Consider the following 23,561-nt stretch of genomic DNA (forward strand, 5'->3'; position numbering starts at 1 on the left):
CGGCCGGCGGCGACGGCGCGTGCGGGCGGGCGGCGGGTCGGCCTCGGGTTCGTCGCGGGGCGGCAGCGGCCACAGGTCGGGGCCGGGCCCCGGGTCGTCGAGCGAGAGCTCCAGGTCCGAGAGCTGGACCTGGCCGAGCAGGCCCGGCAGCGGCGCGAGCCGCACCATCTCGCGGCGGCAGACGGAGCAGCCGTGCAGGTGCCGCTCGAACGACGACCGCTCGGCCGGGTCGAGGGAGCCGAGCAGGTAGGCGCCGAGCGCCACGGTCCGGTCACAGCTCACGACTCGGTCACCCCCCGCTCCTCCAACGCGTCGCGCAGCGCCCGCAGGGCGTAGAAGCAGCGCGACTTGACCGTGCCCGGCGGGATGCCCAGGACCGCCGCCGCCTCGGCGACCGAACGCCTGCGGTAGTACAGCTCGACCACCACGTTGCGGTGGTCGGCGGTCAGCGCCCGCAGCGCCTCCGCGACCTGCCAGCTCTGGAGGACGTGGTCCACCTCGTCCGCGACCGGGGGGAGGTCACCGGGTTCGATGGGCACCTCCGAGTTGCGGCCGCCGCGCTTGCGGAAGCCGGAGATGACCAGGTTCCGGGCGACCGTGTAGAGCCACGGTCCGGCGTCGGCGGGCGTCAGCTCGTCGGCGTGCCGCCACGCCCGCAGCAGGGTCTCCTGGACCACGTCCTCGGCCTGCTGGTGGTCGCCGCCGACCATGCGCAGGACGTAGCCGTGCAGCGGGCCGCGCCAACGGCCGTACAGCTGCCTGACGACATCTTCGCCACGGTCCACACCGAAGTACTACGCCATCGACCGGGCCGGCGTTCAACGCTCCACGAAACCGGTCAAGCCGCCGCGGGGGTCGGACCACCGCTCCACGACCGAGTCCACCCGACCGGGGGTATCGCCGGAACGGAGCGCAGCGAGCAGATCCCGGCACGCGGATTCCGACCCTTCGGCGTTCACCTCGACCCGCCCGTCACGCAGGTTGGCCGCCGAACCGACAAGTCCCAGCTCAAGAGCCCGCGAACGCGTCCACCACCGGAAGCCCACGCCCTGCACCTGCCCCCGGACCCACGCGGTCAGCCGCACGGTCCCCTCTGCTCCAGCCACAACAGCCATCCTGTCATTTCACCCATTAGTGGTACGGTGCGCGACCGTGACTGCACGGCGCGGTAACCGATCCGTGATCGGCGGACTCGTCGGCCTGCTCCTCGGCGCGGCCGGTGCGACCGGCGTCGCCGTCGCGAACCCGGACCAGCTCGCCCCGTTCGTCGGGGAAAGCGCAGCACAGCGCGACGGTTCCGACAACGGCGGCGTCGGCGGGGTGGGCGGCCTCGGCGAGCCAGCGCGCGCCATCTCGCCGGAGGCCGTGCCGTCCCCCGCTCCGGCGCCGACGTCGTCCGAGACCACCACCACCACCACCACGACGACGACCACCGAGACGACCACGACCACCACGACGGTTCCGACGACCACGACGACGGCGGAGACGACGGCCGCGCCCACCACGACCACGACCCCTGCCCGGTCGTCGGAGGCGGACCAGGTCGTGGCCCTGGTGAACGAGGCCCGCGACCTCGCCGGCTGCGGCCCGCTGAAGGTGGACGACCGGGTGGTCGCCGCCGCGCGGGCCCACAGCGCCGACATGGCCGAGCGCGACTACTTCTCGCACACGACGCCCGAGGGCGTCGGCTTCGCGCAGCGGATGCGCGAAGCCGGCTACCCGAGCCCCGGCGGGGAGAACATCGCCAAGGGGCAGCGGTCGGCGGACCAGGTCATGCGGGCCTGGATGAACTCCGACGGGCACCGGCGCAACATCCTGAACTGCGGGTTCACCACCATCGGCGTGGGTCTGGACACCCGCGGCTGGTACTGGACCCAGAACTTCGGCTGGTAGAGACGTCAAGCAGACCTTGGGAGAACCGTTGTACGAGACCCCGGAGCCCGAGCGCGCCCGTCCGCGCGTGTCGCCCCACGTGCTGCTGGCCGCGTCCGGGATCGCCGTGTCGACGATCTTCGCCACCATCGCGTCGTTCGCCGGCGCGACCCCCGACGCCTCCCCCGCCAACCCGGTGCCGCGCGAGGACGTCGTGTCCCGCAGCACGCTGACCACGGTCCCGAGCACGTCGTCGTCGTCCGCGCCGGTGAGCCTGACGTCCAGCACCGCGTTGACCACGACGACCACCACGACGTCCGCCGCGGCGCCCACCACGACCACGCCGCCGCGCCGCCGCGTGACCACGGTGACCAAGCCGGACGGCACCACCACGACCACCACGGTGGACGACCCGCAGCCGGGCCCGGCGCCCACGACGGCGCAGCCCACGACGTCGACGTCGACCCCCACGCCCGACCCGGACCCGACCACCACGGTCGACCCGCCCAGCTCCACCACGCCCAGCTCGACCACGCCGTAACGAGGTCGCCCGCGAGGGGTGACGGTCCTCCACACCATCGGGTGGAGGACCGCTCGAACGGTGAAGACCGGTGGGGTGACCCGCCGATACCTCGAACACTGACCATCCGTCCGGGTCCCCCACAGGGAGATGGTGTGTTCGACCAAGATCGTCAAGCGTCACCCCGGAAGAAGTTCTCCTCGGTCGTGATGCTCGCCGCGGGCGGCGCCGCCGTCGCCACGGTGGTCGCCACGCTCGCGTCCGTGCTGGCCGCGGGTGAGCGGGCGTCGGACTCCGGTCCGCCCGAGCCGAAGGCCGAGGTGAGGGCGACGGTCGGCACGTCGGTGAGCGCCGGCCCGGACGGCCGCCCGGTCACGGTGGTGGTCACGGTGTCCACCCGCGTGGGCACGACGCCGGGCCGTGACGCGGCCGGGGCCAAGCCGGAGGAGCAGCGCCGGATCGACCAGCCGCCGCCCGAGCAGCCGCCCGAGCCGACCGCGGCGACGTCGTCCCGGCCGCAGTTCACCAGGCCGTCGAGCAACCCGCCGACGTCCTACCTCCCGCCGACGACGACGTCCTCCTCCACGTCCACGACGGTCGCACCCACCACCACGACCACCACGACCACGCCCTGACGGCTACCAGACGTCGCCGTCGCGCCAGTCGCAGGTGAGGTCGCCCGCCGGGTCGAGCGTCGCCACCGGCAGGACGAACACCCCGTCGTCCTCCTCCTCGGTGCGCTCGACCCCGCCGGGCGTCAGCGCGAACGTCCGGCCGCGCCACCGCTGCCAGCCGCGGGCCGCGTAGAACTCCAGGGCGTCCTCGGACGCGCTGAGCGCGCCCAGGTCGTACGCGCCGCGCACGACGTCCTCCAGGGCCGCCATCACGACTCCGCCGACGCCTCGGCGACGTCGGTCCGCCCGCACGGCGACGCCCTCCACGTACCCGGCCCGCAGCGCCCGGCCGCCGTGGAGCAGGCGGCGCTGCACGACCGCGCCGTGGCCGACCAGCTCGTCACCGTCGTGCACGAGGGCGTGCACCCCGCCGAGGGCGTGCTCCCAGTCCTCCTCGCCGAAGTCCCCGTCGAACGCCTCGTCCAGCAGCTCCCGGACCGCGGCGAGCGCCGCTCCGGACAACTGCCAGGTGTGGACCACCGATACCCGTGACACGGTTCACACCCTAGGCCCGTCACGATCACGCGCCCCACCTCGCTCCACCCCTGACGAGAGGACGGGGACATGGCAGAGCACATCGTGGTGGTCGGCGCCGGGTACGCGGGCCTGGCGGCGGCCAAGCTGACGGCGAGGTGGACCGGCGCCCGGGTCACCCTGGTCAACGCGCGGGACCGGTTCGTGGAGCGGGTGCGGCTGCACCAGCTCGCGACCGGGCAGCCGTTGCGCGACCTGCCGCTCGCGGACCTGGTCGCGGGCACCGGCGTCGAGCTGGTGGTGGACCGGGTGACCGGCATCGACGTCGGAACCCGCAAGGTCCAGCTCACCGGCGGGGCGCTGACCTACGACCGGCTGATCTACGCGCTGGGCAGCCACGCGGACGTCACGGGCGTGCCGGGCGCGGCCGAGCACGCCCACTCGGTGTCCACGCAGGAGGACGCGGAGGAGCTGGCGAAGGCGCTCGCGAACGCCCGCACGGTCGCCGTGACCGGCGGTGGGCTGACCGGCGTCGAGGCCGCCACCGAGCTGGCCGAGGCGCGTCCGGACCTCACCGTGCTGCTGGTGACCGGCGGCGGGTTCGGCGAGGCGCTGTCGGACAAGGGCAGGCGGCACCTGCGCCGGGTGTTCGACCGGCTCGGCATCCGGGTGCGCGACCACGCCGACGTCACCGAGGTCCGCGCCGACGGCCTGGTGCTCGCCACCGGCGAGGTGGTCGCCGCCGACACCGTCGTGTGGACGGCGGGCTTCCGGGTGCCCGACCTGGCGGCCGAGGCGGGGCTCGCGGTGGACGCCCGCGGCCGGGTGCTGGTCGACCACACCGCGACGTCGGTGTCGCACCCCGACGTCATGGCCGTCGGCGACGCCGCCGTGGTCAAGCGGCGCGACGGCCTGGAACTGCGGATGGCGTGCGCGACGAGCCTGCCGACGACCCAGCAGGCCGTGCGCGGCCTGGCCAGGCGGCTGAACGGCCGGGAGCCCGTCCCGCTGGACTTCCGGTACCACATCCAGTGCATCAGCCTGGGCCGCCGGGACGGGCTGATCCAGTTCGTGGACGCCGACGACAACCCCAAGGAGCGCGTCCTCACCGGTCGGCTGGCGGCACGGGTCAAGGAGCTGGTGGTGCGCGGCACCGTCATGTTCGAGCGGCGGCCCACGCTGCCCGCCGGCTGAGCGTCAGCGGGCGGCCAGGGCCGACTCGACCAGCGCCGTCACGGTCCGCGCGAGGTCGGCCGACCGCGCCGCGGGGAGTTGCCCGGCGAGCAGGAGCGAGCACAGGCCGTGCAGGACGCACGCCACCAGGACGGTCGCGTCGTGCCCGGCCGGCTCGCCGGACCCGCGAGCCGCGGCGACGGCCGGTGCGAGCACCCGCTGCCCGGCCGCCGCGAGTTCCGACGTCCCGCTGTCGAACATCAGCCGGTACAGCGCCGGGTTCGCCACCGCGAAGCCCACGTAGGCCTGCGCCACCCCGTGCAGGCGGTCGCCCGCCGCCGACACCGCCGCGCCGAGTTCGTCGAATCCCAGCACCGCCACGGCCGCGACCAGCTCGGCGTCGTCCGCGAAGTGGCGGCGGGCGGCGGCGTGGGACACCCCGGCCGACGCGGCGGCCTCCCGCACGGTCAGGCCCGAGACGCCCTCGGCCGCCACCAGCGCACGGGCGGCCGTCACCACGGCGGAACGCAGTTCGCCCCGCTCGTAAGGCCTACGGGGCACCGTGGCCACGGGCAACCCCCTCTCCGCGCGGCCCCGCTTAGGGCTCGAACCGGTAGCCCATCCCCGGCTCGGTCACCAGGTGCCGGGGCCGCGCCGGCTCGGGCTCCAGCTTGCGCCGCAACTGGGCCAGGTACACCCGCAGGTAGTGGGTCTCCTTGGCGTACGCCGGGCCCCACACCTCCTGGAGCAACTGCTTCTGCGCCACCAGCCGACCCCGGTTGCGGGCCAGGAGCTCCAGCACGCCCCACTCGGTGGGCGTCAGGTGCACCTCGGCGCCGTCCCGGCGCACCTTCTTCGCGGCCAGGTCCACGGTGAACGACGCCGTCTCCACGACCGCGTCCCCGCCCTCGACGACCGCCGAGCGCCGCACCGCCGCCCGCAGCCGGGCCAGCAGCTCGTCCATCCCGAACGGCTTGGTCACGTAGTCGTCGGCGCCGGCGTCCAGCGCCTCCACCTTGTCCGCCGAGTCCACCCGCGCGGACAGCACGATGATCGGCACGGTCGTCCAGCCGCGCAGGCCCGCGATCACCTCGGTCCCGTCCACGTCGGGGAGGCCGAGGTCGAGCACCACCACGTCGGGCTTGCCGTCGGCGGCGGCCTTGAGCGCGGCCTTGCCGTCGTGAGCGGTCAGCACGGCGTAACCCCGGGCGGACAGGTTGATCCGCAACGCCCGCACGATCTGCGGCTCGTCGTCGACCACCAGCACCTTTGTCACGCTGCGACACTACGCCCGGGGCCTCGGGCGACGTCCCGCGCGACTACGTGCGGCCAAGTTCCTGACGCGCCCTTGATGGCGTCCCGACCACCTTTTATGCCGTTCTGACGGACTCCTCTCCGCATCGGTGCGGAAAGGGTGAGTACATCCGGGTGCGAATGAATCCGTTTACTGGACAGCTGTACTTCGAAAGTGCGAATGTCCTGTCCGAATTCGGCCACATGCTCACTCACGGTGAGCCGCGAGGAGGGTCTTGATGACCACTAGTGTGACTAATCAGGATGCGTTACAACTCGTGGTCGCCGTGCACCGGCTGATCCGCAGCCTGCGCCAGTCCGCGTCCGTGCGCCGGCTCCAGCCGACCCAGCTGCTGGTCCTCGCGGAGCTGGCGTCGCAGGGACCGATGCGGATCGGCGAGATCGCGGTGCGGGCGCTGTGCTCGCAGCCCACGGCGACCACGGTGGTGACCGGCCTGGAGTCGAGCGGCCTGGTGCGCCGCGAGTCCGACCCGGCCGACGGGCGGGCCACGATCGTCGAGCTGACCGGGCTCGGCCGGGACACCATCGTGTCCCTGGCGCACGGCGAGGCCGAGATGTTGTCCGAGCGGCTGTCCCGGCTCTCCCCCGAGGACCGCGACACGCTGAAGTCCGTCACGCCGCTGCTGCGCAGGCTCGCCGATCCCGCCCCGGCGCAGCCCGCCGCCCGGTCCGCCTCGGTGCAGGCCGCCCCGGTGCGGGCGACGCGGTGATCAGACCCGCGGCCGGGGCTGGCAGCGCGGGCACGAGTACGACGACCGGTTCATGAACGGCTCCCGCCGGATCGGCGCGCCGCACCGCCGGCACGGCTCGCCCTCCCGCCCGTACACGGCCAGGGACCGGTCGAAGTAGCCCGACTGGCCGTTCACGTTGACGTAGAGCGCGTCGAACGACGTGCCGCCCTCGCCCAGCGCCTCGTACATCACCTGCGTGGCGTGCGCGAGCAACTCGGCGGCCTTCGGCCTGGTCAGCCGGTCCGCCGGGCGCAGGCCGTGCAGCTTGGCCCGCCACAGCGCCTCGTCGGCGTAGATGTTCCCGACGCCCGACACGAGGGTCTGGTCGAGAAGCGCGCGCTTCACCCCGGTCCGGCGCCTCCGCAGCGCGGCGACCGCGGCGCCCGGGTCGAACGCCGGGTCCATCGGGTCGCGCGCGATGTGCGCCATCGGCAGCGGCACCCGGACGCCGTCGACCTCGACGAGGTCCGCCAACGCCACGCCGCCGAACGTGCGCTGGTCCACGAACCGCAGCTCGGGGCCGTCGTCGGCGAACCGGACCCGCACCCGCAGGTGCTTCTCGTCCGGCGTGCCGACGGGCTGGACCAGCATCTGGCCGCTCATGCCGAGGTGCGCGAGCACGGCCTCGCCGCCGGACAGGTCGATCCACAGGTACTTGCCGCGCCGCCGCACGGCGTCGAGCCGCTGACCGACCAGGCGCACGGCGAAATCCGCCGCACCGGGCAGGTGGCGGCGGATCGCTCGTGGGTGGAGGACGTCGACAGCGGCGACGGTCCTGCCGGCCACGTGCTCGTGCAGACCTCGGCGGACTACTTCTACCTCGGGCAGCTCGGGCACGGGCGGTCGATCAGTCCTCGGACTCGCGCTCGGCGGCCTCGGCCTCGGCGCGCTCGAGCTCTTCGAGCATCTCGTACGCGGCGGCCTGCGGCTTGGTCGGCTTGAGCATCCAACCGCCCGCCTGGGCGGTGTCGCGCACGAGGACCAGGCCCTGGATGCCGCCGTTGCGGCTGGCGTTCAGCGGGCGGGAAGGACGCGCGTGGCGCGCGCGTCGGTTCGTCCGGACGTTCGTGGCATACATTTCGGCGTCAGTCTTCCTGAGTAGGTGAAGCCTGAGGTGAAGCCTGCGTGGTCGCCGAGTCGCGGTGGCCGTTCCCGGACGCGCCGGTCTCCTGCTCGGCGCGAACCCGTTCGTGCAACACGCGGTAGGCGGCCTCGGCCGCCTTCTGCTCGGCTTCTTTCTTCGTGCGGCCGTCGCCGGTGCCGTAGGCCTGACCACCGACGAGCACCGTGGCGGTGAACTCCTTGCGGTGGTCCGGTCCCTGGTCGTCCACCCGGTACTCGGGGACGCCGAGACCGGCCGAGGCGGTCAGCTCCTGGAGACTGGTCTTCCAGTCCAGCCCGGCGCCCCGGAGTGGCGCTTCCGCCAGCAACGGGTCGAACAGGTGGTGAACCAGTTGACGCGCGGTTTCGATGCCGAACTGCAGGTACACCGCGCCGATGACGGCTTCGAGGCCGTCAGCGAGGATGCTCGCCTTGTCCCTGCCACCGGTCAGCTCCTCGCCGCGACCGAGCAGCAGGTGCCCGCCCAGCCCGTCGTCGCCGAGGCCGCGGGCCACGCCCGCGAGGGCGTGCATGTTCACGACGCTCGCGCGGAGCTTGGCGAGCTGCCCCTCGGGCAGGTCGGGGTGCGTGCGGTACAGGTGATCTGTGACCACGAGGCCGAGCACCGCGTCGCCGAGGAACTCCAGTCGCTCGTTCGGCGGCAGGCCGCCGTTCTCGTACGCGTACGACCGGTGTGTGAGCGCGAGCGTCAGCAGCTCGGCGTCCAAGGGGACGCCGAGCGCTTCGATCAACGGGGCGCGGTCGGCGGACCGACCGCGCGACGACCTACCCCCCACGATTCGCCGCTACCTTCGCCAGAGGGGAGATCAGGCCGGCTGGACGACCTGGCGGCCGTCGTACTGGCCACAGGCCGGGCAGGCGACGTGCTGCGGCTTCGGCTGGCGGCAGGCCTTGTTCTGGCAGGCCACCAGGTGCACGGCAGCGGTCTTCCACTGAGCGCGGCGCGAGCGCGTGTTCGAGCGCGACATCTTCCGCTTCGGGACGGCCACGACTAGTTCTCCTCTGGATTGTCACGATTCCCGCCGAACCGCTCTTGCAACGCAGCCCAACGGGGGTCAATCGTCTCATGCCCGTGGTCGGGGCCGAGATCGGCCAGCTTGCCGCCGCAGTCGACGCACAGCCCGGGGCAGTCCGGCGAGCACAGCGGCACCTGTGGCAACGCGAGCACGATGGCGTCGCGCACCACGGGTTCGAGGTCGATCAGGTCGTCGTGGAGACGACTGACCTCGTCCTCCTCGGTGGTCTCGTCGGTGGTGCTGTCCGGATACGCGTACAGCTCCGTCAGCTCCACCTGCACGTCCGCCGACAGCGGCTCCAGGCAGCGCGAGCACTCCCCTTCGACCACCGTGGCGGCGGTGCCCGTCACGAGCACTCCCTCGACCACCGACTCCAGCAGGAGGTCGAGTTCGACGCTGCCCCCCGCCGGTACCGCGATCACGCCCGCGAGGCCGAGGCCTGGCGCGGGCACCGTCCTGCGGTAACCGCGGCTGGAGCCCGCACGACGCCCGAGGTCCCTGGTGTCGATGACCCAGGGCCCGGTCGCTGTGGGACGCGCGGAGGCGTGACGATGCTCAGACATGATGTTTGGTGTGCCGCCGGGGACCTACCACGGCTAGCCGGTCAAGGGTACGGGACAACGGGCGTCGGCGTGAAATCGGCTGGTCGGAGGTCGTCCGGTCGGGTCTCACCCGGGTCAGTCGTGGTAGTCGAACGGCGCGGCGGCGCTCGCGACGGCCGGGCCGCGCAGGTGCGAGCGGCCCTTCCCGACGCTGCGCAGGGTGTGCGCGAGCAGGTCCTCGAAGTCGGCCAGCTTGCCGTCCACGTACGCGTCGCACTCGTTGCGCAGCCGGATGGCCTCCGCCTGGGCGGCCTCCAGCACGCGCGCCGACTCGGCGTGCGCGGCCTGCACGACCTCGGTCTGGTCGACCAGGCGCGCCTGCTCCGCCCGGCCCTCCTCGATCGCGCGCTCGTAGTTCGCCCGACCGGCCTGGACCATGCGGTCGGCCTCGGCGTGGGCCCGACCCACCAGCTCCTCGTACTCCTGGCGGCCCGCCGAGACGGTGCGCTGGGCCTGGTCCTCGGCCTCGGCCACCATCCGCTCGGCCCGCGCGCGGGCCTCGGACAGCATCCGCTCGGCCTCGTGCTGCGCCTCGGCGACCATCCGCTCGGCGTCGGCGCGGGCCTTGCTCAGGCTCTGGTCCGCCTCGTGCTGCGCCTTGCCGACCAGCTCGTCGCGGTGGTCCAGCACGTCCTGCGCGTCGTCCAGCTCCGCGGGGATGGCGTCGCGCACGTCGTCGAGGAGTTCGAGCACGTCACCGCGCGGCACGACGCACCCGGAGGTCATCGGCACGCCACGCGCTTCCTCGACGATCGTGACCAGCTCGTCGAGGGCCTCGAACACCCGGTACACGTCTCACTCCTCGCGCCCACATCAGTACCCGTCCTAGTGTGCCCTGCCGATCTCGTCGCCGCCGGGAGATCGGCAGGGCGTGTCCGACTACCGGGTGATGTCCACCAGGACGAAGCTCGCGTAGTGGTCGGGCGTGTAGAAGTACAGCTTCGGGGTCGCGTTGCCGGTGACGATCCGCCGCGCGCCGCGCGTGGAGATGCCGGGCGTCTTGACCGTGTACTCCTTGTAGTAGCCCGTGTAGCAGGCCGGGAGGATGCCCTCGCGGTTGTAGAACGTCTGGTTGTCCTGCGGGTATGGGTACGGCCCGCCGCGCTGGACGAGCCGGACGGTGTCAGTCGCCTGGGTGGGCAGGCTCGACAGGGCGACCTTGCGGAAGGCCGACGTGTCGCCGCACGCGGCCTGGGCGGACGCGGTGGCGGACGTGCCGAACGTGCCGGCGAGGACCAGCAGCAGGGAGAGCAGCACCTTGACGGTGCGCGATGTGATCTCGCTCATGATCGTGAACGGTAACTACACCGGGTGACTCCCCGGTACCCCTGACGTTAACCAGGCGTGACCGGTCAGCGACCCTCTGCGAGCCTCGCGGTCAGCCGGTCCTTGATGCTGGGCGGCAGCAGGCTGGTCACGTCGCCGCCGTAGGTCGCCACGTCCTTCACCAGGGAGCTGGCGAGGAAGCTGTAGATCGGGTTCGTCGGCATGAACAGCGTGTCGACGCCCGAGAGCTGGTGGTTCATCTGCGCCATCTGCAGCTCGTAGTCGTAGTCGCTGACCGCGCGCAGGCCCTTGACGATGGCCTTGATGTCGTTCTCCCGGCAGTAGTCGACCAGCAGGCCGTGCCAGGCGTCGACCCGCACGTTCGGCCACTGCGAGGTGACCTCGCGCAGCATCTCCGTGCGCTCCTCGACCGAGAACAAGGTCTTCTTGTTCTTGTTGATGAGCACGGCGACGACGACCTCGTCGAAGAGCTTCGCCGCTCTGCCGATGATGTCCAGGTGTCCGTTGGTGACCGGGTCGTAGGAGCCGGGGCACACGGCACGCGTCATGGTTTCGGACGGTAGCACCCGATCGGACGCATCCACTCAGGTGCGTGGTCCGCATCACCCGGTGGCGTCAACATGTTCCGCCCAATACAGCGCCGTGTCGCCATATCGCTTGCTGCGCAAGGATTCCACGGCAGGTGGCCACATTGGTTCAGGACTGCGCGCGCCCCGTTCCACGATGATGAGCGAGCCCGGTTTCGTCCAACCGTTCGTGACCAGGGCCTGGAGCACCCGGTCCAGCTGCTCGTCGGTCACCGCGTAGGGCGGATCGGCGAACACCACGTCGCACGGCGCGTCCGGGCGGGTCGCGACGACGGCCTCCGCGGTGCGGTTGAGGACGGTCGCGCCGGGCAGGGCGACGGTCCGGGCGTTGCCCTTCAGCACTTCGGCAGCCCGCTTGTCCGACTCGACGAACGTGGCCGCGGCCGCGCCGCGCGACAGCGCCTCGAAGCCGAGCGCGCCGGAACCCGCGTACAGGTCGAGCACCGCGACGCCGTCGAGGTCGACCAGCGCTTCGAGCGAGCTGAACAACGCCTCGCGGACGCGGTCGGACGTCGGACGGGTGCCGCGCGGCGGCACTTGCAGTCTGCGGCCACCGGCGGCGCCCGCGACGATCCTGGTCACCCCGTCATCGTCCCACCGGCCAGGGTCCCACCGGCCAGGGTCCCACCGGCGTCACCGGCCGAGGTGCGCGCCGCCGTTGACCGCGATCACCTGGCCGGTGATGTGCCCGGCCTCCGGCGAGGCGAGGAACGCCACGGTCGCCGCGACGTCCGCGGGCGTGCCGGCGCGGCCGTTGGCCGTCTCCGCGACGAGGGTCTCGCGGCGCCGCTCGGTCATGCCGCCGCCGAAGAACTCCGTGTCGTCGACGAAGCCGGGCGAGACGACGTTCGCGGTGATGCCCCGGCCGCCCAGCTTGAACGCGAGCTCGGCCGTCCACGCCTCCACCGCCGCCTTGGCCGCGCCGTAGCTGCCGCCGCCTCGCCGGCCCGCGATGGACCCGATGGTGACCACGCGGGCCTGGTCGGCGAGGCGCGGTCCGAGGGCCGTGGTGACGAGGACCGCCGTGACGACGTTCGCCTCGTACATGGCCAGCCACTCCTGCTTCAGGCCGTCGCCGTCCGCGAGGCCGCCCGCGTTGTTGACCAGCACGTCCACCCGTTCGGGCAGGTGCGGGAGCGCCGCGTCGACCGACGCCTGGTCGGCCGCGTCGAACGCCACCGCCCGCGCGCCGATCTCGCCCGCGGTCCGCTCCAGGACGTCCGCGCGGCGCCCGGTGATCACCACGTCGAGGCCGCGCCGGACCAGCTCCTCGGCGATGGCCCGGCCGATGCCGGTGCCGCCGCCCGTGACCACTGCCGTCCTCGTGCCGTCGCTGTTGTCGCTCATGCGAGTGCTTGCCACCATCCGTCGACCGCCGGGGGTTCGTCGACGTTGATCCTCTCACCCGGACGAGGGACGGCGAGCGGGATGTCGTGCGCCTTGGCCTCGCGCCACACCCGGTCGACGGGCTCCGACCAGTCGTGGAACGCGAGGTTGAACGTGGCCCAGTGCACCGGGATCAGCAGGCCGCCCCTGACGTCCCGGTGGGCGGCCACGCCGTCCTCCGGCGTCATGTGGATGTCCGGCCACCCCGGGCCGTACGCGCCGATCTGGATCAGGGAGGCGTCGAACGGGCCGTGCTCCTCGCCGATCGCCTTGTAGCCGTCGAAGTAGCCCGTGTCGCCGCTGTAGAAGACGCGGTGGTCCGGGCCCTTGATGACCCAGGACGCCCACAGCGTGTTGTCCCGGTCGAACCCGCGGCCGGAGAAGTGCTGCGCCGGGGTCGCGACGAGCGCGACGCCGGCCACCTCGTGCGACTCGTGCCAGTCCAGCTCGACGATCCGGTGCTCCGGCACGTGCCAGCGGCGCAGGTGCGCGCCGATGCCCAGCGGCACCACGAACACCGCTTCCTGGTCCCTGGCGAGCGCGCGCACCGTCGGCAGGTCGAGGTGGTCGTAGTGGTCGTGCGAGATGACGACGGCGTCCACGCGGCCGACCTCGTGCAGCTGGTGCGGGACCGGGTGCAGGCGGCGGGGTCCGACCACGGGGGACGGCGAGCACCGGTCGCTCCACACCGGGTCGATCAGGATGCGCGCGCCGTCGACCTCGACCAACGCGGACGCGTGGCCGTACCAGGTGATGTGCAGGCCGTCCGGGGAGCCGGGGGCGGGCGGCACCAGCGGCACCTCGCCCACGGGCCGCCGCTGCTGCCCGCCGAAGAACAGCTCGCGCACCGTCCCGGCCGCGCCGTCCGGCGGCATCGTGCGGGTGGGCGCGGCGTTGTGGAACTTCCCACCGCGGTACTGGGGCGACCGCCGCAGCCGCTCACCCGCGGGCTTGCCGCCCAGCACGGTCGGCACGTCGCGCGCCGCCCAGGCGACGGCGCCGGCCGTGAGGGCGAGCAGGGCTGCGGTGACCTTCTTCATGCCCGGTCCAACGCGACGTCCGACGGCCCGGTTCCCCCGCGGTCGGGTGACCGTGCGCACCCGGCGAGCGGGACCAGACCGCAACGGCCTCCGGGCCGGGCGCCACGTCGACGCCCGGCCCGGAGGAAGCGGACGTCACTCCAGCACGATCAGCAGGTCGCCGCCCTCCACCTGCTGCACGCCGCGCACGGCCAGGCGCTTCACCCGGCCCGCCTTCGGCGCGGTGATCGCGGCCTCCATCTTCATCGCCTCGATGGTCGCGATCGTCTGACCGGCCTCGACCTGGTCGTCCTCGGCCACGTTCGGCGTGACGACACCGGCGAACGGCGCGGCGACGTGGCCGGGGTTGCCCCGGTCCGCCTTCTCCGCCACCGGCACCTCGGCCGCGACCGACCGGTCGCGCACCTGGATCGGGCGGAGCTGGCCGTTCAACGTGGCCATCACCGTGCGGATGCCGCGCTCGTCCGCCTCGCCGATCGCCTCCAGCCCGATCAGCAGCCGCACGCCCGGCTCCAGGTCGACCTGGTACTCCTCGCCCGGCTTCAGGCCGTAGAAGAAGTCCTTGCTGCCCAGGACGCTCGTGTCGCCGTACGCGTCGCGGTGCGCCCGGAACTCCTTCGTCGGGCCGGGGAACAGCAGGCGGTTGAGCGTGTTGCGGCGGTCGTCCTCGAGGCCCTTCAGGTCCTCGTCGGTCAGCTCGGCCACACCCTTCGGCGCGGCGCGGCCCTGCAACGCCTTGCTGCGGAACGGCTCCGGCCAGCCGCCGGGCGGGTCGCCCAGCTCGCCGTGCAGGAACCCGATCACCGACGCCGGGATGTCGAAGCGGCCGGGGTCCGCCTCGAAGTCCTGCGGCGACACCCCCGCGCCGACCAGGTGCAACGCCAGGTCGCCGACCACCTTGGACGACGGCGTCACCTTCACCAGGCGGCCCAGCATCCGGTCGGCGGCGGCGTACATGGACTCGATCTCCTCGAACTTCTGCCCGAGGCCCAGCGCCACCGCCTGGGTGCGCAGGTTCGACAGCTGCCCGCCGGGGATCTCGTGCGAGTACACGCGGCCGGTCGGGCCGGGGATGCCCGACTCGAACGGCGCGTAGACCTTGCGCACCGACTCCCAGTACGGCTCCAGGTCGCACACGGCCCGCAGGTCGAGGCCCGTGGCCCGGTCGGTGTAGTCGGTCGCGGCCACGATCGCCGACAGCGGCGGCTGCGACGTGGTGCCCGCCATCGACGCGACCGCGCCGTCCACCGCGTCCACACCGGACTGGATGGCCGCCAGGTAGGTGGCCAGCTGGCCGCCCGCCGTGTCGTGGGTGTGCAGGTGGACCGGGAGGTCGAACTCCTTGCGCAGCGCGGTCACCAGCCGGGCCGCGGCGGGCGGGCGCAGCAGGCCCGCCATGTCCTTCACCGCGAGCACGTGCGCGCCCGCGCCGACGATCTGCTCGGCCAGCTTGAGGTAGTAGTCGAGCGTGTAGAGGCGCTCGTCCGGGTTCGACAGGTCGGACGTGTAGCAGAGGGCGACCTCGGCGACCGCCGTGCCGGTCTCCCGCACCGCCTCGATCGCCGGCCGCATCTGCTCGACGTCGTTGAGGGCGTCGAAGATGCGGAAGATGTCGATGCCTGTCTTGGTCGCCTCTTCGACGAACGCGCTGGTCACGGCCTCGGGGTACGGCGTGTAGCCGACCGTGTTGCGGCCGCGCAGCAGCATCTGGAGGGTGATGTTCGGCACGGCCTCGCGCAGCGCGGCGAGCCGTTCCCACGGGTCCTCGGCGAGGAACCGCAGCGCCACGTCGTACGTCGCGCCGCCCCACGCCTCCAGCGACAGCAGCTGCGGCGTCATGCGCGCCACGTGCGGCGCGACGGCCAGCAGGTCCTTGGTGCGCACGCGGGTGGCGAGGAGGGACTGGTGCGCGTCGCGGAACGTCGTGTCCGTGACGGCCAGCGCCTTGCTCTCCCGCAGCCAGCGGGCGAAGCCCTCCGGGCCCAGCTCGACGAGCTTCTGCCGCGACCCGGCCGGCGGCTCGGCGTTGAGGTCGACCGCGGGCAGCTTCACCTTCGGGTCCACGACGGACGGACGGGGGCCGTTCGGCTTGTTCACCGTCACGTCGGCGAGGTAGGTGAGCATGCGCGTGCCGCGGTCGGCGGAGTGCCGGGCGGTCAGCAGGTGCGGGCGCTTCTCGATGAACGAGGTGGTGACGCGGCCCTCGTAGAAGTCCGGGTCGTCCAGCACCGCCTGGATGAACGGGATGTTCGTGGACACGCCCCGGATGCGGAACTCGGCCACCGCGCGCCGCGCGCGGGCCACCGCGGCCGAGAACGTGCGGCCGCGGCAGGTCAGCTTGACCAGCATCGAGTCGAAGTGCGCGCCGATGACCGTGCCCGCGCCGGTCGTGCCGCCGTCCAGCCGGATGCCCGAGCCGCCCGGCGAGCGGTAGGCGCTGATCATGCCGGTGTCGGGGCGGAACCCGTTGGCCGGGTCCTCGGTGGTGATGCGGCACTGCAGCGCCGCGCCGCGCAGCTGCACGGTCTCCTGGCTCAGCCCCAGGTCGTCCAGCGTCTCGCCGCTCGCGATCCGCATCTGCGACTGCACCAGGTCCACGTCGGTGACCTCTTCGGTGACCGTGTGCTCGACCTGGATGCGCGGGTTCATCTCGATGAAGACGTAGTTGCCGTGCGGGTCGAGCAGGAACTCGACCGTGCCCGCGTTGCGGTAGCCGATGTGCCGGGCGAACCGGACGGCGTCGGAGCAGATCCGCTCCCGCAGCTCCGGGGACAGGTTCGGCGCGGGCGCGATCTCGATCACCTTCTGGTGCCGCCGCTGCACCGAGCAGTCCCGCTCGAACAGGTGCATCACGTTGCCCTCGCCGTCGGCGAGGATCTGCACCTCGATGTGCCGCGGCTCGACGACGGCCTGCTCCAGGAACACGGTCGGGTCGCCGAACGCGGACTCCGCCTCGCGTGACGCGGCCTCCAGCGCCTCGCGCAGCGCGCTCTTCTCCTCGACGCGCCGCATGCCGCGGCCGCCACCGCCCGCGACCGCCTTGACGAACACCGGGAAGGCGATGTCCTCGGCGGCCGCCACCAGGGCGTCGATGTCGCTGGACGGCGCGCTGGACTTCAGCACCGGCAGGCCGGCCTCGCGGGCCGCGGCGATGGCGCGGGCCTTGTTGCCCGTCAGCTCCAGCACGTCCGACGGCGGGCCGACGAACGTGATGCCGGCGTCGGCGCAGGCCTTGGCCAGCTCGGGGTTCTCCGACAGGAAGCCGTACCCGGGGTAGACCGCGTCGACGCCCGCCTTGCGGGCCGCCTTGATGATCTCCTCCACGGACAGGTAGGCCCGGACCGGGTGGCCCGGCTCACCGATCTCGTAGGACTCGTCCGCCTTCAACCGGTGCAGGGAGTTGCGGTCCTCGTGGGGGAAGACGGCCACCGTTCCGGCACCCAGTTCATAGGCAGCGCGAAAGGCCCGGATCGCGATCTCGCCGCGGTTGGCGACAAGAACCTTGCGGAACATACGGCGTTCCCTCCCGGTTGCTCGGCTGAGTCTGCTCGACCCCGCGCACAGGTCTACGAATCAAGGCACGCTACCGTGCGCGTCCCGCCCCTCGGGAGTTCCATCTCACGTGACGGACGTCATCGTGATCGGTCACTCTCCCCGCCGGGACCGGCGCGACCTGGGACCATGCCCGCGAATTCTCCCTTGCCCGGCCTCGTCGCGCAGCCCCCGGACGCTTCGGCACGCGGCCGGAGGATTGACGTGACGCAGTGCCGCCCACACATCACCCCAGCGTGATCTGGACCATGGTCGAACGCTTGTTCGGCAAACCGCACGCTCGATCACCGCCCCGTTACGGTCCGTTCCCCGCATCGGGTGATTGGCCTGGGCGACTTCTCGGTAGGGTTGCCCCCATGGCCGGGGCTGAAGGGACTGGGCAGCCTGCTGCCCGCACCCATTTCGACGTCGTTCTGCGCGGTTACAACCAGCGCCAGGTGAACGAACGGGTGACGCGACTGGAGTTCGACCTCAAGAACTCCAACCGGGCGCGCGAAGCCGCGTCGGCCCAGGTCGCGGAGCTGAGCAAGCTGCTCAACACCACCCGTGCCGAACTCGACAAGGTGAAGGCGCAGCTCGGCAACCTGGCCAGCAGCCCGGTCAGCGCCTCCAACGTCACCGAGCGCGTGCGCGTGATGATGACGTTGGCCGAGGAGGAGATCGCCGACATCCGGCAGGCCGCGCTCGACCAGGCGAACGCGACCCGGGCCGAGGCTGAGCGCGCCGCGGCCGAGGGCAAGGCCCTGCACCAGCGGGCCATGAACGAGCTGGACGATCGCCGCCGGCAGCTGGAGGCGTCCCACCAGAACCGGGCGAAGGAGCTGGACCGCCAGTTCGAGGGCCGCCGCACCGAGCTGGAGCGGTCGCACGAGGAGCTGCGCGCCAAGCTCACCGCCGAGCACGAGGCGCTGATGGCCGAGGCCACCGCCGACCGCGAGCGGCTGACCGCCGAGTTCGAGGCGAAGACCGCGGAGCTGGAGGCGAAGCGGGTCGAGCTGGAGCAGAAGTACCAGGGCTACCACGACGACCTGGACAAGGAGTACGACGAGCTGCGCGCCAAGCTCCGCCAGGAGCACGAGGTGCACGTCGTCGAGGCCAAGGCCGAGGCCGCGAAGCTGCTGGAGGCGGCCCGCGACGAGGTCGCGCGGCTGCGCGCCCGGTCGGAGCAGGAGATCGCCGAGCTGGAGTCCGAGGCGCTGGCCAAGGCCGAGAAGGCGGTGGCCGAGGCCAACGCCCAGGCCGAGCGGACCACCACCGAGGCCGACGCCCACGCCCAGCGCACGATCACCGAGGCCGACGCCCACGCCGAGCGGACCATCACGGAGGCCGACGCCCACGCCGACCGCCGCACCACGGCGGCGGACGCGAAGCTCGCCGAGCTCCACCGCGTGCACCGTTCGCTGAGCGAGCAGTTCGCCGCCGCGCAGGAGGCCGTGGCCCGCGCCGTCGCCTCCCTCACGCCGCTGGACGACGAGTCGGCGACCGGGGACGAGCGCGAGGCCGAGACCAAGAAGATCGCGAAGTCCGCCGTCGCCGCCCCGGCCCCCGCGACCGACGAGGCCACCGACGCCAAGGCGGCGGACGGCGAGGCGAGCGGGTCCAAGGCTGCCGAGGCGAACACCACCGACACGAAGGCTGCCGAGGCGAAGGCGGTCGCGGCGAAGGCGGCCGGCGCGAAGACCACCGACGCCAAGCCTGCTCACGCCAAGGCCGCCGATCCGAAGGCCGCCGCGGGCGCCAAGGCCGGTGCCGACAACGCCTCCGGCGCGAGCCCGGCGAAGCCCAGGGCGAAGGCCGCCAACCCGTCCGAGCAAACGACGACCCAGCTGCCGATCCCCAAGACGGGCAGGCAGGCCAGGTAGCCCGTCGGTCGCGCGTTACCCGGGCAGCTGCTCGGCGGGGACGACCTCCGCCGGGTCCGGGGCGGCGATCGCGACCGGCCGACCCCAGTCGCGGAACCGGGTGGTGGACTGCTTCACGACCTTGCCGTCCAGCTCGAACCGGTACTCGGCGCGGACCGGCGCGCTCGTCCCGTCCACCCACACCGTCGCGGCGATCTTCACCCCGTACTCGGCCAGCTGGGTGTGCTGGAGCTGGATGTCCTGGTCCTCGATGACCTTGGCCATCTTCAACGGGTCCACGACCAGGTCGAACCGGGTCGTCGGCACGCCGTCGACCTCCTCCGACCCCCGGCCGACGATCAACGCCGCCCTCGGCTGCACGTAGTCGAGCTCGGCGCCCGCCATCGCGCTCGGCCCGAAGCCGCGCAGCAACGCGGACACCTCGCCGCTGTTCGCCGACGTGTAGAAGCCCCACTTCTTGCCCGCGGGCATGGGCGCGCCCTCGACCTGCACGTACGTGCCCTCGCGCAGCACGACCAGGGAGATCTTCTTGGGCTGCCCGCCGGTCGAGACGTCCATGGTCATCGCGCCCGCGAGCCCGTCGGCGTCCTGCCGCAGCGAGCCGTCCACGACGTTGCGGACCTCGGTGGCCTGCCCGTCGGACGCGAAGCCCTCGGTGTGGAACGCCGCCGTCCCCAGCTCCGCCCGCCGCTGCTCGATCCGCTCGGCGAGCACCGCCAGGTCGCCCTTGGGCGGTGACGACGACGTGGTGGTGGCGGGGTCGCCGGCCGGAGCGGCCGTGCAGGCGACCAGCGCCAGCGGAACCAGGGCGAACAGGAATCGGCGCACGAGTCAGGGTACCCAGGCGGGTCCTACGCCTTCTCCAGGTACTCCGCGCGCTCCTCGTCCAGCAGGCCCGCGACCAGGCCCGCGAGGCCTGGGTGGGCGGCCAGCTCCGGGTCGGCCTCCACGACCTCCTGCGCCACCACGCGCGCCTCGGCGATCACGTCCTCGTCCCGCAGCAGCGACAGCATCTTGAGCCCCGACCGCCGCCCGGACTGCGCCGCGCCGAGGATGTCGCCCTCGCGGCGCAGCTCCAGGTCCAGCTGGGCCAGCTCGAAGCCGTCCAGAGTGGACTCGACGGCCCGCAGCCGCTCCATCGTCGACGTGCCGTCCGGCATCTCCGTCACGAGCAGGCACAGCCCCGGCGCGCTGCCCCGGCCGACCCGCCCGCGCAGCTGGTGCAGCTGGCTCACGCCGAACCGGTCCGCGTCCATGATGACCATCACGGTGGCGTTGGGCACGTTCACGCCGACCTCGACCACGGTCGTGGCGACGAGCACCTGCACCTCGTTCGCCGCGAACGCCCGCATCACGGCGTCCTTGTCCTCGGCGGGCATCCGGCCGTGCAGGATGTCGATCCGCAACCCGCGCAGCGGCCCCTCGGCCAGCCGGTTCGCCACGTCCACCACGGCCAGCGGAGGCCGGCGGTCCGAGCCGTCCTCCTTCGGCGGCTCCTCCGCGTCGTCCTCCGACGCGCCGTCGCCGATGCGCGGGCACACGACGTACACCTGGTGGCCCTTGCCCACCTCCTCGTGGATGCGCTGCCACGCCCGGTCGAGCCAGCCCGGCTTCGCCGCCACCGGCACGACCGACGTGCTGATCGGCGAACGCCCCCGCGGCAGTTCCCGCAGCGCGGACACCTCCAGGTCGCCGTACACGGTCATGGCGACCGTGCGCGGGATCGGCGTGGCCGTCATCACCAGGACGTGCGGCGTGGACCCGCCGGCCCGCCCGCTCAGCGCCGCGCGCTGCTCCACGCCGAACCGGTGCTGCTCGTCCACCACGACCAGGCCGAGGTCGGCGAACTCCACCTTGTCCTGGATCAGCGCGTGCGTGCCGACCACGATCCCGGCCTCGCCGGACACGATCTCCAGCATCGCCCGCTTCCGCGCCGGCGCGCCCATCGACCCGGTCAGCAGCGTCACCCGCGTCGCGTGCTCGGCGCCGCCCAGCTCACCGGCCTGCGCGAGGTCGCCCAGCAGCTCCCGCAACGACCGCGCGTGCTGCGCCGCCAGCACCTCGGTGGGCGCGAGCATCGCCGCCTGCCGCCCGGCGTCCACGACCTGCAGCATCGCCCGCAGCGCCACCATCGTCTTGCCCGACCCGACCTCGCCCTGGAGGAGCCGGTTCATCGGGTGCTCGCCGGACAGGTCGCGCGCGATCTGCTCGCCCACCTCGCGCTGGCCCGCCGTCAGCTCGAACGGCAGGCGCGCGTCGAACGCGTCCCGCACCAGGCCCGGCCGGGGCGGGCACGCGGGGGCGGGGCGGGCCGTGGCCGAACGGCGGCGTTGCGCCAGGGTCAGCTGCACGGCCATCGCCTCGTCCCACTTCAACCGCTGCTGGGCGACGGCGATGGCGGCCCAGCTGTCCGGCCGGTGGATCGTCCGCAGCGCCTCTTCCAGCGGGATCAGGCCGCGCGACTCGCGCAGCTGGTCCGGCAGCGGGTCCTCGCCGACGCCGTCCCACACCGCGAGCACCTGCTCGACGCAGTTGGACACGTTCCACGACTGGATGCCCTGCGCCGCCGGGTAGACGGGGATGAACGCGCCCGCGAAGTCGGCCGCCGACGCGCCCTCGCCGTCCAGCACCTGGTAGTCGGGGTGGGCGAGCTGGAGCTTGCCGTTGAACATGCCGACCTTGCCCGCGAACATCGCCTCGCGCCCCGGCAGCAGCTCCCGCTCGACCTTGCGCGAGCCGCGCCCGAAGAACACCAGGTGCAGGTCGCTGGTGCCGTCGGTGATCACGGCCTCCAGCAGCTCGCCGCTGCGCGACTTCATCCGACGCTGCCGGGCGCTCTTCACGCGGGCCTGCACGGTGACGTGCTCGCCCAGCTCCAGCCCGGCGATCTCGGTCAGCTTGCCGCGCTCGTCGTACCGGCGCGGGTAGTGGCGCAGCAGCTCACCGACCGTGGTCAGGCCGAGGCCGGCCTCCAGCGCGTCGGCGCTCTTCTTGCCGAGCACCGACACCAGCTTCTCGTCGAAGGTCGTCATCCCGGCCCATCCACCTACTCGACACCGACAACCAGCAGGGCGTCCCGCTGTCCGCCCTGGTAGGCGGCCAGCTCCACCTCCGGGTGCGCGACGCGGAGGTGATCTTCCAGCACCCGCTCGATCCCGTCCGGGGCGGCCTGCCCCCAGAGCACGGTGACCAGCTCGCCGCCGCTGGCGAGCATCCGGTCCACCAGCCGGCACGCCAGGTCGCCCACGCCGGACGCGGCGGGCTCGATGAGCACGACCTCGCCGTCCACCATGCCGAGCAGGTCGCCGGGGCGGCACCGGCCGACCCACGTGATGGCCTCCCGCTCGGACACCGCGACCTCGCCGCGCCGGGTGGCGGCCGCGGCCTCGGCCATGGCGACCACGTCGTCGCCCGCGCGCCGGGACGGCGAGTGCACGGCGAGCGCCGCCAACGCCTGCACCGGCGAGAACGTCGGCACGACCACGACGTCCTGACCGGCGGCGATGGCCTGGGTGACGGCGTCGTCCAGCGGTTCCCGCAACGACGGGTCGCCGGGCAGCACGGTCACGTGCCGCGCCCGCGTGCCGACGACCACGGCGAGCAGGTCGGCGGCCGTCACCGCGTCGCCGGGTTCGAACACCACCGCGCCCTCGGACCGGAACAGCTCGGCCGCGCCCTCGCCGTCCACGAGCGCCACGATCGCCCGGTCGCGCACGAACCGGGGCGCCTGGGCGGCGATCTGGTCGGCGAACCGGGCCACCGTGATGCGGTGCGGGCGACCGGCGCGGATGCCCGCCTCGACGGCCGCGCCGATGTCGTTGCAGTGCACGTGCACCGTCCACAGCCCGGCGCCGTCGCCGACCACGGACACGCAGTCGCCCACCGCCCGCAGGTCGGCCTTCAGCCGCTCGACGTCGGGCTCGCGGTCGGCCGGCCCGTCGAGCAGGTACATGACCTCGTACTCGTACTCGGCCGACCCGGCCTCGCGGGCGGTGGTCAGCGAGTCGCGCGGGACGGTGGCGGTCACCGGCGCGGGCTCGGCCGCGCGTCCCGTGATCACCGCCGCCAACGTGTCCAGCAGCACGACCAGCCCGCGCCCGCCCGCGTCGACCACACCGGCCTTGGCCAGCACGGCGAGCTGCCGGGGCGTGTCCGCCAGCGCCTCGCCGCCGTCGTTCGCGGCGGCCTTCACCACGTCGTCCAGGTCGTCGGACGCGCAGTCCCGAGCCGCCTCGGCCGCCGCGTGCAGCACGGACAGCACGGTGCCCGCGACCGGCTTCGACACGGCGGCGGTGGCCAGCTCGTCGGCCCGCAGCAACGCCCGCCGCAACGCCGCGTCGGACGCCGGG

The 23,561-nt window shown here is 73.0% G+C and carries 27 protein-coding genes; 6 read left to right on the forward strand and 21 right to left on the reverse strand.

Annotation, left to right across the window (positions count from 1 at the left end):
* The 3 genes from ACFQ3T_RS19710 to ACFQ3T_RS19720 all read right to left on the reverse strand — a co-directional run.
* Positions 1 to 282, reverse strand: a 282-nt coding sequence (locus ACFQ3T_RS19710) for an anti-sigma factor family protein (RefSeq protein ID WP_380724775.1), incomplete at its 3' end; no start/stop codon positions are given.
* On the reverse strand, positions 279 to 785 hold the full coding sequence (locus ACFQ3T_RS19715) for a sigma-70 family RNA polymerase sigma factor (protein ID WP_380724776.1): 507 nt from the start codon (positions 783 to 785) through the stop codon (positions 279 to 281). The genes ACFQ3T_RS19715 and ACFQ3T_RS19710, both read right to left, overlap by 4 nt.
* 33 nt (positions 786 to 818) lie before the next feature.
* Positions 819 to 1,115, reverse strand: coding sequence for an acylphosphatase (locus ACFQ3T_RS19720; protein ID WP_380724777.1), 297 nt, complete (start codon positions 1,113 to 1,115; stop codon positions 819 to 821).
* Between the two features lie 64 nt (positions 1,116 to 1,179).
* On the opposite strand from ACFQ3T_RS19720, the gene ACFQ3T_RS19725 reads away from it, so the two are divergent.
* The 3 genes from ACFQ3T_RS19725 to ACFQ3T_RS19735 all read left to right on the forward strand — a co-directional run bounded on the left by ACFQ3T_RS19725 (position 1,180) and on the right by ACFQ3T_RS19735 (position 3,027).
* Positions 1,180 to 1,893: a CAP domain-containing protein gene (locus tag ACFQ3T_RS19725; RefSeq protein ID WP_380724778.1), complete on the forward strand. Its 714-nt coding sequence runs from the start codon at positions 1,180 to 1,182 to the stop codon at positions 1,891 to 1,893.
* Positions 1,894 to 1,921: 28 nt separating this feature from the next.
* Positions 1,922 to 2,413 carry a hypothetical protein gene (locus ACFQ3T_RS19730; protein WP_380724779.1) on the forward strand — a complete coding sequence of 164 codons (492 nt, stop codon included), beginning with the start codon at positions 1,922 to 1,924 and terminating at the stop codon, positions 2,411 to 2,413.
* Positions 2,414 to 2,547: 134 nt separating this feature from the next.
* Entirely contained in the window at positions 2,548 to 3,027 is a 480-nt protein-coding gene (locus ACFQ3T_RS19735) for a hypothetical protein (protein ID WP_380724780.1), read from the forward strand.
* Positions 3,028 to 3,030: 3 nt separating this feature from the next.
* Here ACFQ3T_RS19735 and ACFQ3T_RS19740 read toward each other — a convergent pair whose 3' ends face one another.
* On the reverse strand, positions 3,031 to 3,561 hold the full coding sequence (locus tag ACFQ3T_RS19740) for a GNAT family N-acetyltransferase (protein ID WP_380724781.1): 531 nt from the start codon (positions 3,559 to 3,561) through the stop codon (positions 3,031 to 3,033).
* A gap of 69 nt (positions 3,562 to 3,630) precedes the next feature.
* On the opposite strand from ACFQ3T_RS19740, the gene ACFQ3T_RS19745 reads away from it, so the two are divergent.
* A complete protein-coding gene (locus ACFQ3T_RS19745) occupies positions 3,631 to 4,734 on the forward strand; it encodes an NAD(P)/FAD-dependent oxidoreductase (RefSeq protein WP_380724782.1) in 1,104 nt (367 codons plus the stop codon).
* A gap of 3 nt (positions 4,735 to 4,737) precedes the next feature.
* Here ACFQ3T_RS19745 and ACFQ3T_RS19750 read toward each other — a convergent pair whose 3' ends face one another.
* Together ACFQ3T_RS19750 and ACFQ3T_RS19755 are read right to left on the reverse strand one after the other, a co-directional pair.
* Positions 4,738 to 5,274, reverse strand: coding sequence for a TetR/AcrR family transcriptional regulator (locus ACFQ3T_RS19750; RefSeq protein WP_380724783.1), 537 nt, complete (start codon positions 5,272 to 5,274; stop codon positions 4,738 to 4,740).
* Positions 5,275 to 5,311: 37 nt separating this feature from the next.
* Positions 5,312 to 5,989: a response regulator gene (locus ACFQ3T_RS19755; protein WP_380724784.1), complete on the reverse strand. Its 678-nt coding sequence runs from the start codon at positions 5,987 to 5,989 to the stop codon at positions 5,312 to 5,314.
* A 256-nt stretch (positions 5,990 to 6,245) separates the two neighbouring features.
* On the opposite strand from ACFQ3T_RS19755, the gene ACFQ3T_RS19760 reads away from it, so the two are divergent.
* Positions 6,246 to 6,737 carry a MarR family winged helix-turn-helix transcriptional regulator gene (locus ACFQ3T_RS19760; RefSeq protein ID WP_380724785.1) on the forward strand — a complete coding sequence of 164 codons (492 nt, stop codon included), beginning with the start codon at positions 6,246 to 6,248 and terminating at the stop codon, positions 6,735 to 6,737.
* On the opposite strand, the gene mutM is transcribed toward ACFQ3T_RS19760, so the two are convergent.
* From mutM to ACFQ3T_RS19820, 12 genes are all read right to left on the reverse strand, one after another.
* Complete coding sequence (gene mutM / locus ACFQ3T_RS19765) at positions 6,738 to 7,595, reverse strand: bifunctional DNA-formamidopyrimidine glycosylase/DNA-(apurinic or apyrimidinic site) lyase (RefSeq protein ID WP_380724786.1); 858 nt, start codon at positions 7,593 to 7,595, stop codon at positions 6,738 to 6,740.
* Between the two features lie 10 nt (positions 7,596 to 7,605).
* Positions 7,606 to 7,836: a hypothetical protein gene (locus ACFQ3T_RS19770; protein ID WP_380724787.1), complete on the reverse strand. Its 231-nt coding sequence runs from the start codon at positions 7,834 to 7,836 to the stop codon at positions 7,606 to 7,608.
* 7 nt (positions 7,837 to 7,843) lie between these two features.
* Positions 7,844 to 8,656 carry a ribonuclease III gene (rnc, locus tag ACFQ3T_RS19775; protein WP_380724788.1) on the reverse strand — a complete coding sequence of 271 codons (813 nt, stop codon included), beginning with the start codon at positions 8,654 to 8,656 and terminating at the stop codon, positions 7,844 to 7,846.
* Between the two features lie 30 nt (positions 8,657 to 8,686).
* Positions 8,687 to 8,869, reverse strand: a complete 183-nt coding sequence (gene rpmF / locus ACFQ3T_RS19780; protein WP_073896635.1) for a 50S ribosomal protein L32 — start codon at positions 8,867 to 8,869, stop codon at positions 8,687 to 8,689.
* 2 nt (positions 8,870 to 8,871) lie between these two features.
* Positions 8,872 to 9,459, reverse strand: a complete 588-nt coding sequence (locus tag ACFQ3T_RS19785) for a YceD family protein (RefSeq protein WP_380724789.1) — start codon at positions 9,457 to 9,459, stop codon at positions 8,872 to 8,874.
* Positions 9,460 to 9,573: 114 nt separating this feature from the next.
* Positions 9,574 to 10,290 carry a DivIVA domain-containing protein gene (locus tag ACFQ3T_RS19790; protein WP_380724790.1) on the reverse strand — a complete coding sequence of 239 codons (717 nt, stop codon included), beginning with the start codon at positions 10,288 to 10,290 and terminating at the stop codon, positions 9,574 to 9,576.
* Between the two features lie 87 nt (positions 10,291 to 10,377).
* Positions 10,378 to 10,785 (reverse strand): ribonuclease domain-containing protein, encoded by a 408-nt coding sequence (locus ACFQ3T_RS19795; protein WP_380724791.1) that lies wholly within the window; start codon positions 10,783 to 10,785, stop codon positions 10,378 to 10,380.
* A 65-nt stretch (positions 10,786 to 10,850) separates the two neighbouring features.
* Positions 10,851 to 11,333 carry a pantetheine-phosphate adenylyltransferase gene (gene coaD / locus ACFQ3T_RS19800; protein ID WP_380724792.1) on the reverse strand — a complete coding sequence of 161 codons (483 nt, stop codon included), beginning with the start codon at positions 11,331 to 11,333 and terminating at the stop codon, positions 10,851 to 10,853.
* A 54-nt stretch (positions 11,334 to 11,387) separates the two neighbouring features.
* Positions 11,388 to 11,954, reverse strand: a complete 567-nt coding sequence (gene rsmD / locus ACFQ3T_RS19805; protein WP_380724793.1) for a 16S rRNA (guanine(966)-N(2))-methyltransferase RsmD — start codon at positions 11,952 to 11,954, stop codon at positions 11,388 to 11,390.
* Between the two features lie 51 nt (positions 11,955 to 12,005).
* Entirely contained in the window at positions 12,006 to 12,719 is a 714-nt protein-coding gene (locus ACFQ3T_RS19810) for an SDR family NAD(P)-dependent oxidoreductase (protein WP_380724794.1), read from the reverse strand.
* Positions 12,716 to 13,798 (reverse strand): MBL fold metallo-hydrolase, encoded by a 1,083-nt coding sequence (locus ACFQ3T_RS19815; protein ID WP_380724795.1) that lies wholly within the window; start codon positions 13,796 to 13,798, stop codon positions 12,716 to 12,718. Before ACFQ3T_RS19815 ends, ACFQ3T_RS19810 begins: the two co-directional genes overlap by 4 nt.
* A gap of 135 nt (positions 13,799 to 13,933) precedes the next feature.
* Positions 13,934 to 17,311 (reverse strand): pyruvate carboxylase, encoded by a 3,378-nt coding sequence (locus tag ACFQ3T_RS19820; RefSeq protein WP_380724796.1) that lies wholly within the window; start codon positions 17,309 to 17,311, stop codon positions 13,934 to 13,936.
* Positions 17,312 to 17,799: 488 nt separating this feature from the next.
* On the opposite strand from ACFQ3T_RS19820, the gene ACFQ3T_RS19825 reads away from it, so the two are divergent.
* Complete coding sequence (locus ACFQ3T_RS19825) at positions 17,800 to 19,212, forward strand: coiled-coil domain-containing protein (RefSeq protein ID WP_380724797.1); 1,413 nt, start codon at positions 17,800 to 17,802, stop codon at positions 19,210 to 19,212.
* 15 nt (positions 19,213 to 19,227) lie between these two features.
* Here ACFQ3T_RS19825 and ACFQ3T_RS19830 read toward each other — a convergent pair whose 3' ends face one another.
* The 3 genes from ACFQ3T_RS19830 to ACFQ3T_RS19840 all read right to left on the reverse strand — a co-directional run.
* Complete coding sequence (locus tag ACFQ3T_RS19830; RefSeq protein ID WP_380724798.1) at positions 19,228 to 20,040, reverse strand: hypothetical protein; 813 nt, start codon at positions 20,038 to 20,040, stop codon at positions 19,228 to 19,230.
* A 23-nt stretch (positions 20,041 to 20,063) separates the two neighbouring features.
* A complete protein-coding gene (gene recG / locus ACFQ3T_RS19835) occupies positions 20,064 to 22,244 on the reverse strand; it encodes an ATP-dependent DNA helicase RecG (protein ID WP_380724799.1) in 2,181 nt (726 codons plus the stop codon).
* 14 nt (positions 22,245 to 22,258) lie between these two features.
* On the reverse strand, positions 22,259 to 23,561 hold a 1,303-nt coding region (locus ACFQ3T_RS19840), incomplete at its 5' end, for a DAK2 domain-containing protein (RefSeq protein WP_380724800.1).

This window comes from Saccharothrix hoggarensis (assembly GCF_042678885.1).
Classification (GTDB): domain Bacteria; phylum Actinomycetota; class Actinomycetes; order Mycobacteriales; family Pseudonocardiaceae; genus Actinosynnema; species Actinosynnema hoggarensis.

What these genes read in the sequence shown, in the direction of transcription:
- ACFQ3T_RS19720 (WP_380724777.1), bottom strand. Translation starts at nt 1,115, where the DNA reads ATGGCTGTTGTGGCTGGAGCAGAGGGGACCGTGCGGCTGACCGCGTGG.
- ACFQ3T_RS19745 (WP_380724782.1), top strand. Translation starts at nt 3,631, where the DNA reads ATGGCAGAGCACATCGTGGTGGTCGGCGCCGGGTACGCGGGCCTGGCG.
- ACFQ3T_RS19760 (WP_380724785.1), top strand. Translation starts at nt 6,246, where the DNA reads ATGACCACTAGTGTGACTAATCAGGATGCGTTACAACTCGTGGTCGCC.
- ACFQ3T_RS19770 (WP_380724787.1), bottom strand. Translation starts at nt 7,836, where the DNA reads ATGTATGCCACGAACGTCCGGACGAACCGACGCGCGCGCCACGCGCGT.
- ACFQ3T_RS19785 (WP_380724789.1), bottom strand. Translation starts at nt 9,459, where the DNA reads ATGTCTGAGCATCGTCACGCCTCCGCGCGTCCCACAGCGACCGGGCCC.
- ACFQ3T_RS19795 (WP_380724791.1), bottom strand. Translation starts at nt 10,785, where the DNA reads ATGAGCGAGATCACATCGCGCACCGTCAAGGTGCTGCTCTCCCTGCTG.
- coaD (WP_380724792.1), bottom strand. Translation starts at nt 11,333, where the DNA reads ATGACGCGTGCCGTGTGCCCCGGCTCCTACGACCCGGTCACCAACGGA.
- ACFQ3T_RS19810 (WP_380724794.1), bottom strand. Translation starts at nt 12,719, where the DNA reads ATGAGCGACAACAGCGACGGCACGAGGACGGCAGTGGTCACGGGCGGC.
- ACFQ3T_RS19815 (WP_380724795.1), bottom strand. Translation starts at nt 13,798, where the DNA reads ATGAAGAAGGTCACCGCAGCCCTGCTCGCCCTCACGGCCGGCGCCGTC.
- ACFQ3T_RS19820 (WP_380724796.1), bottom strand. Translation starts at nt 17,311, where the DNA reads ATGTTCCGCAAGGTTCTTGTCGCCAACCGCGGCGAGATCGCGATCCGG.
- recG (WP_380724799.1), bottom strand. Translation starts at nt 22,244, where the DNA reads ATGACGACCTTCGACGAGAAGCTGGTGTCGGTGCTCGGCAAGAAGAGC.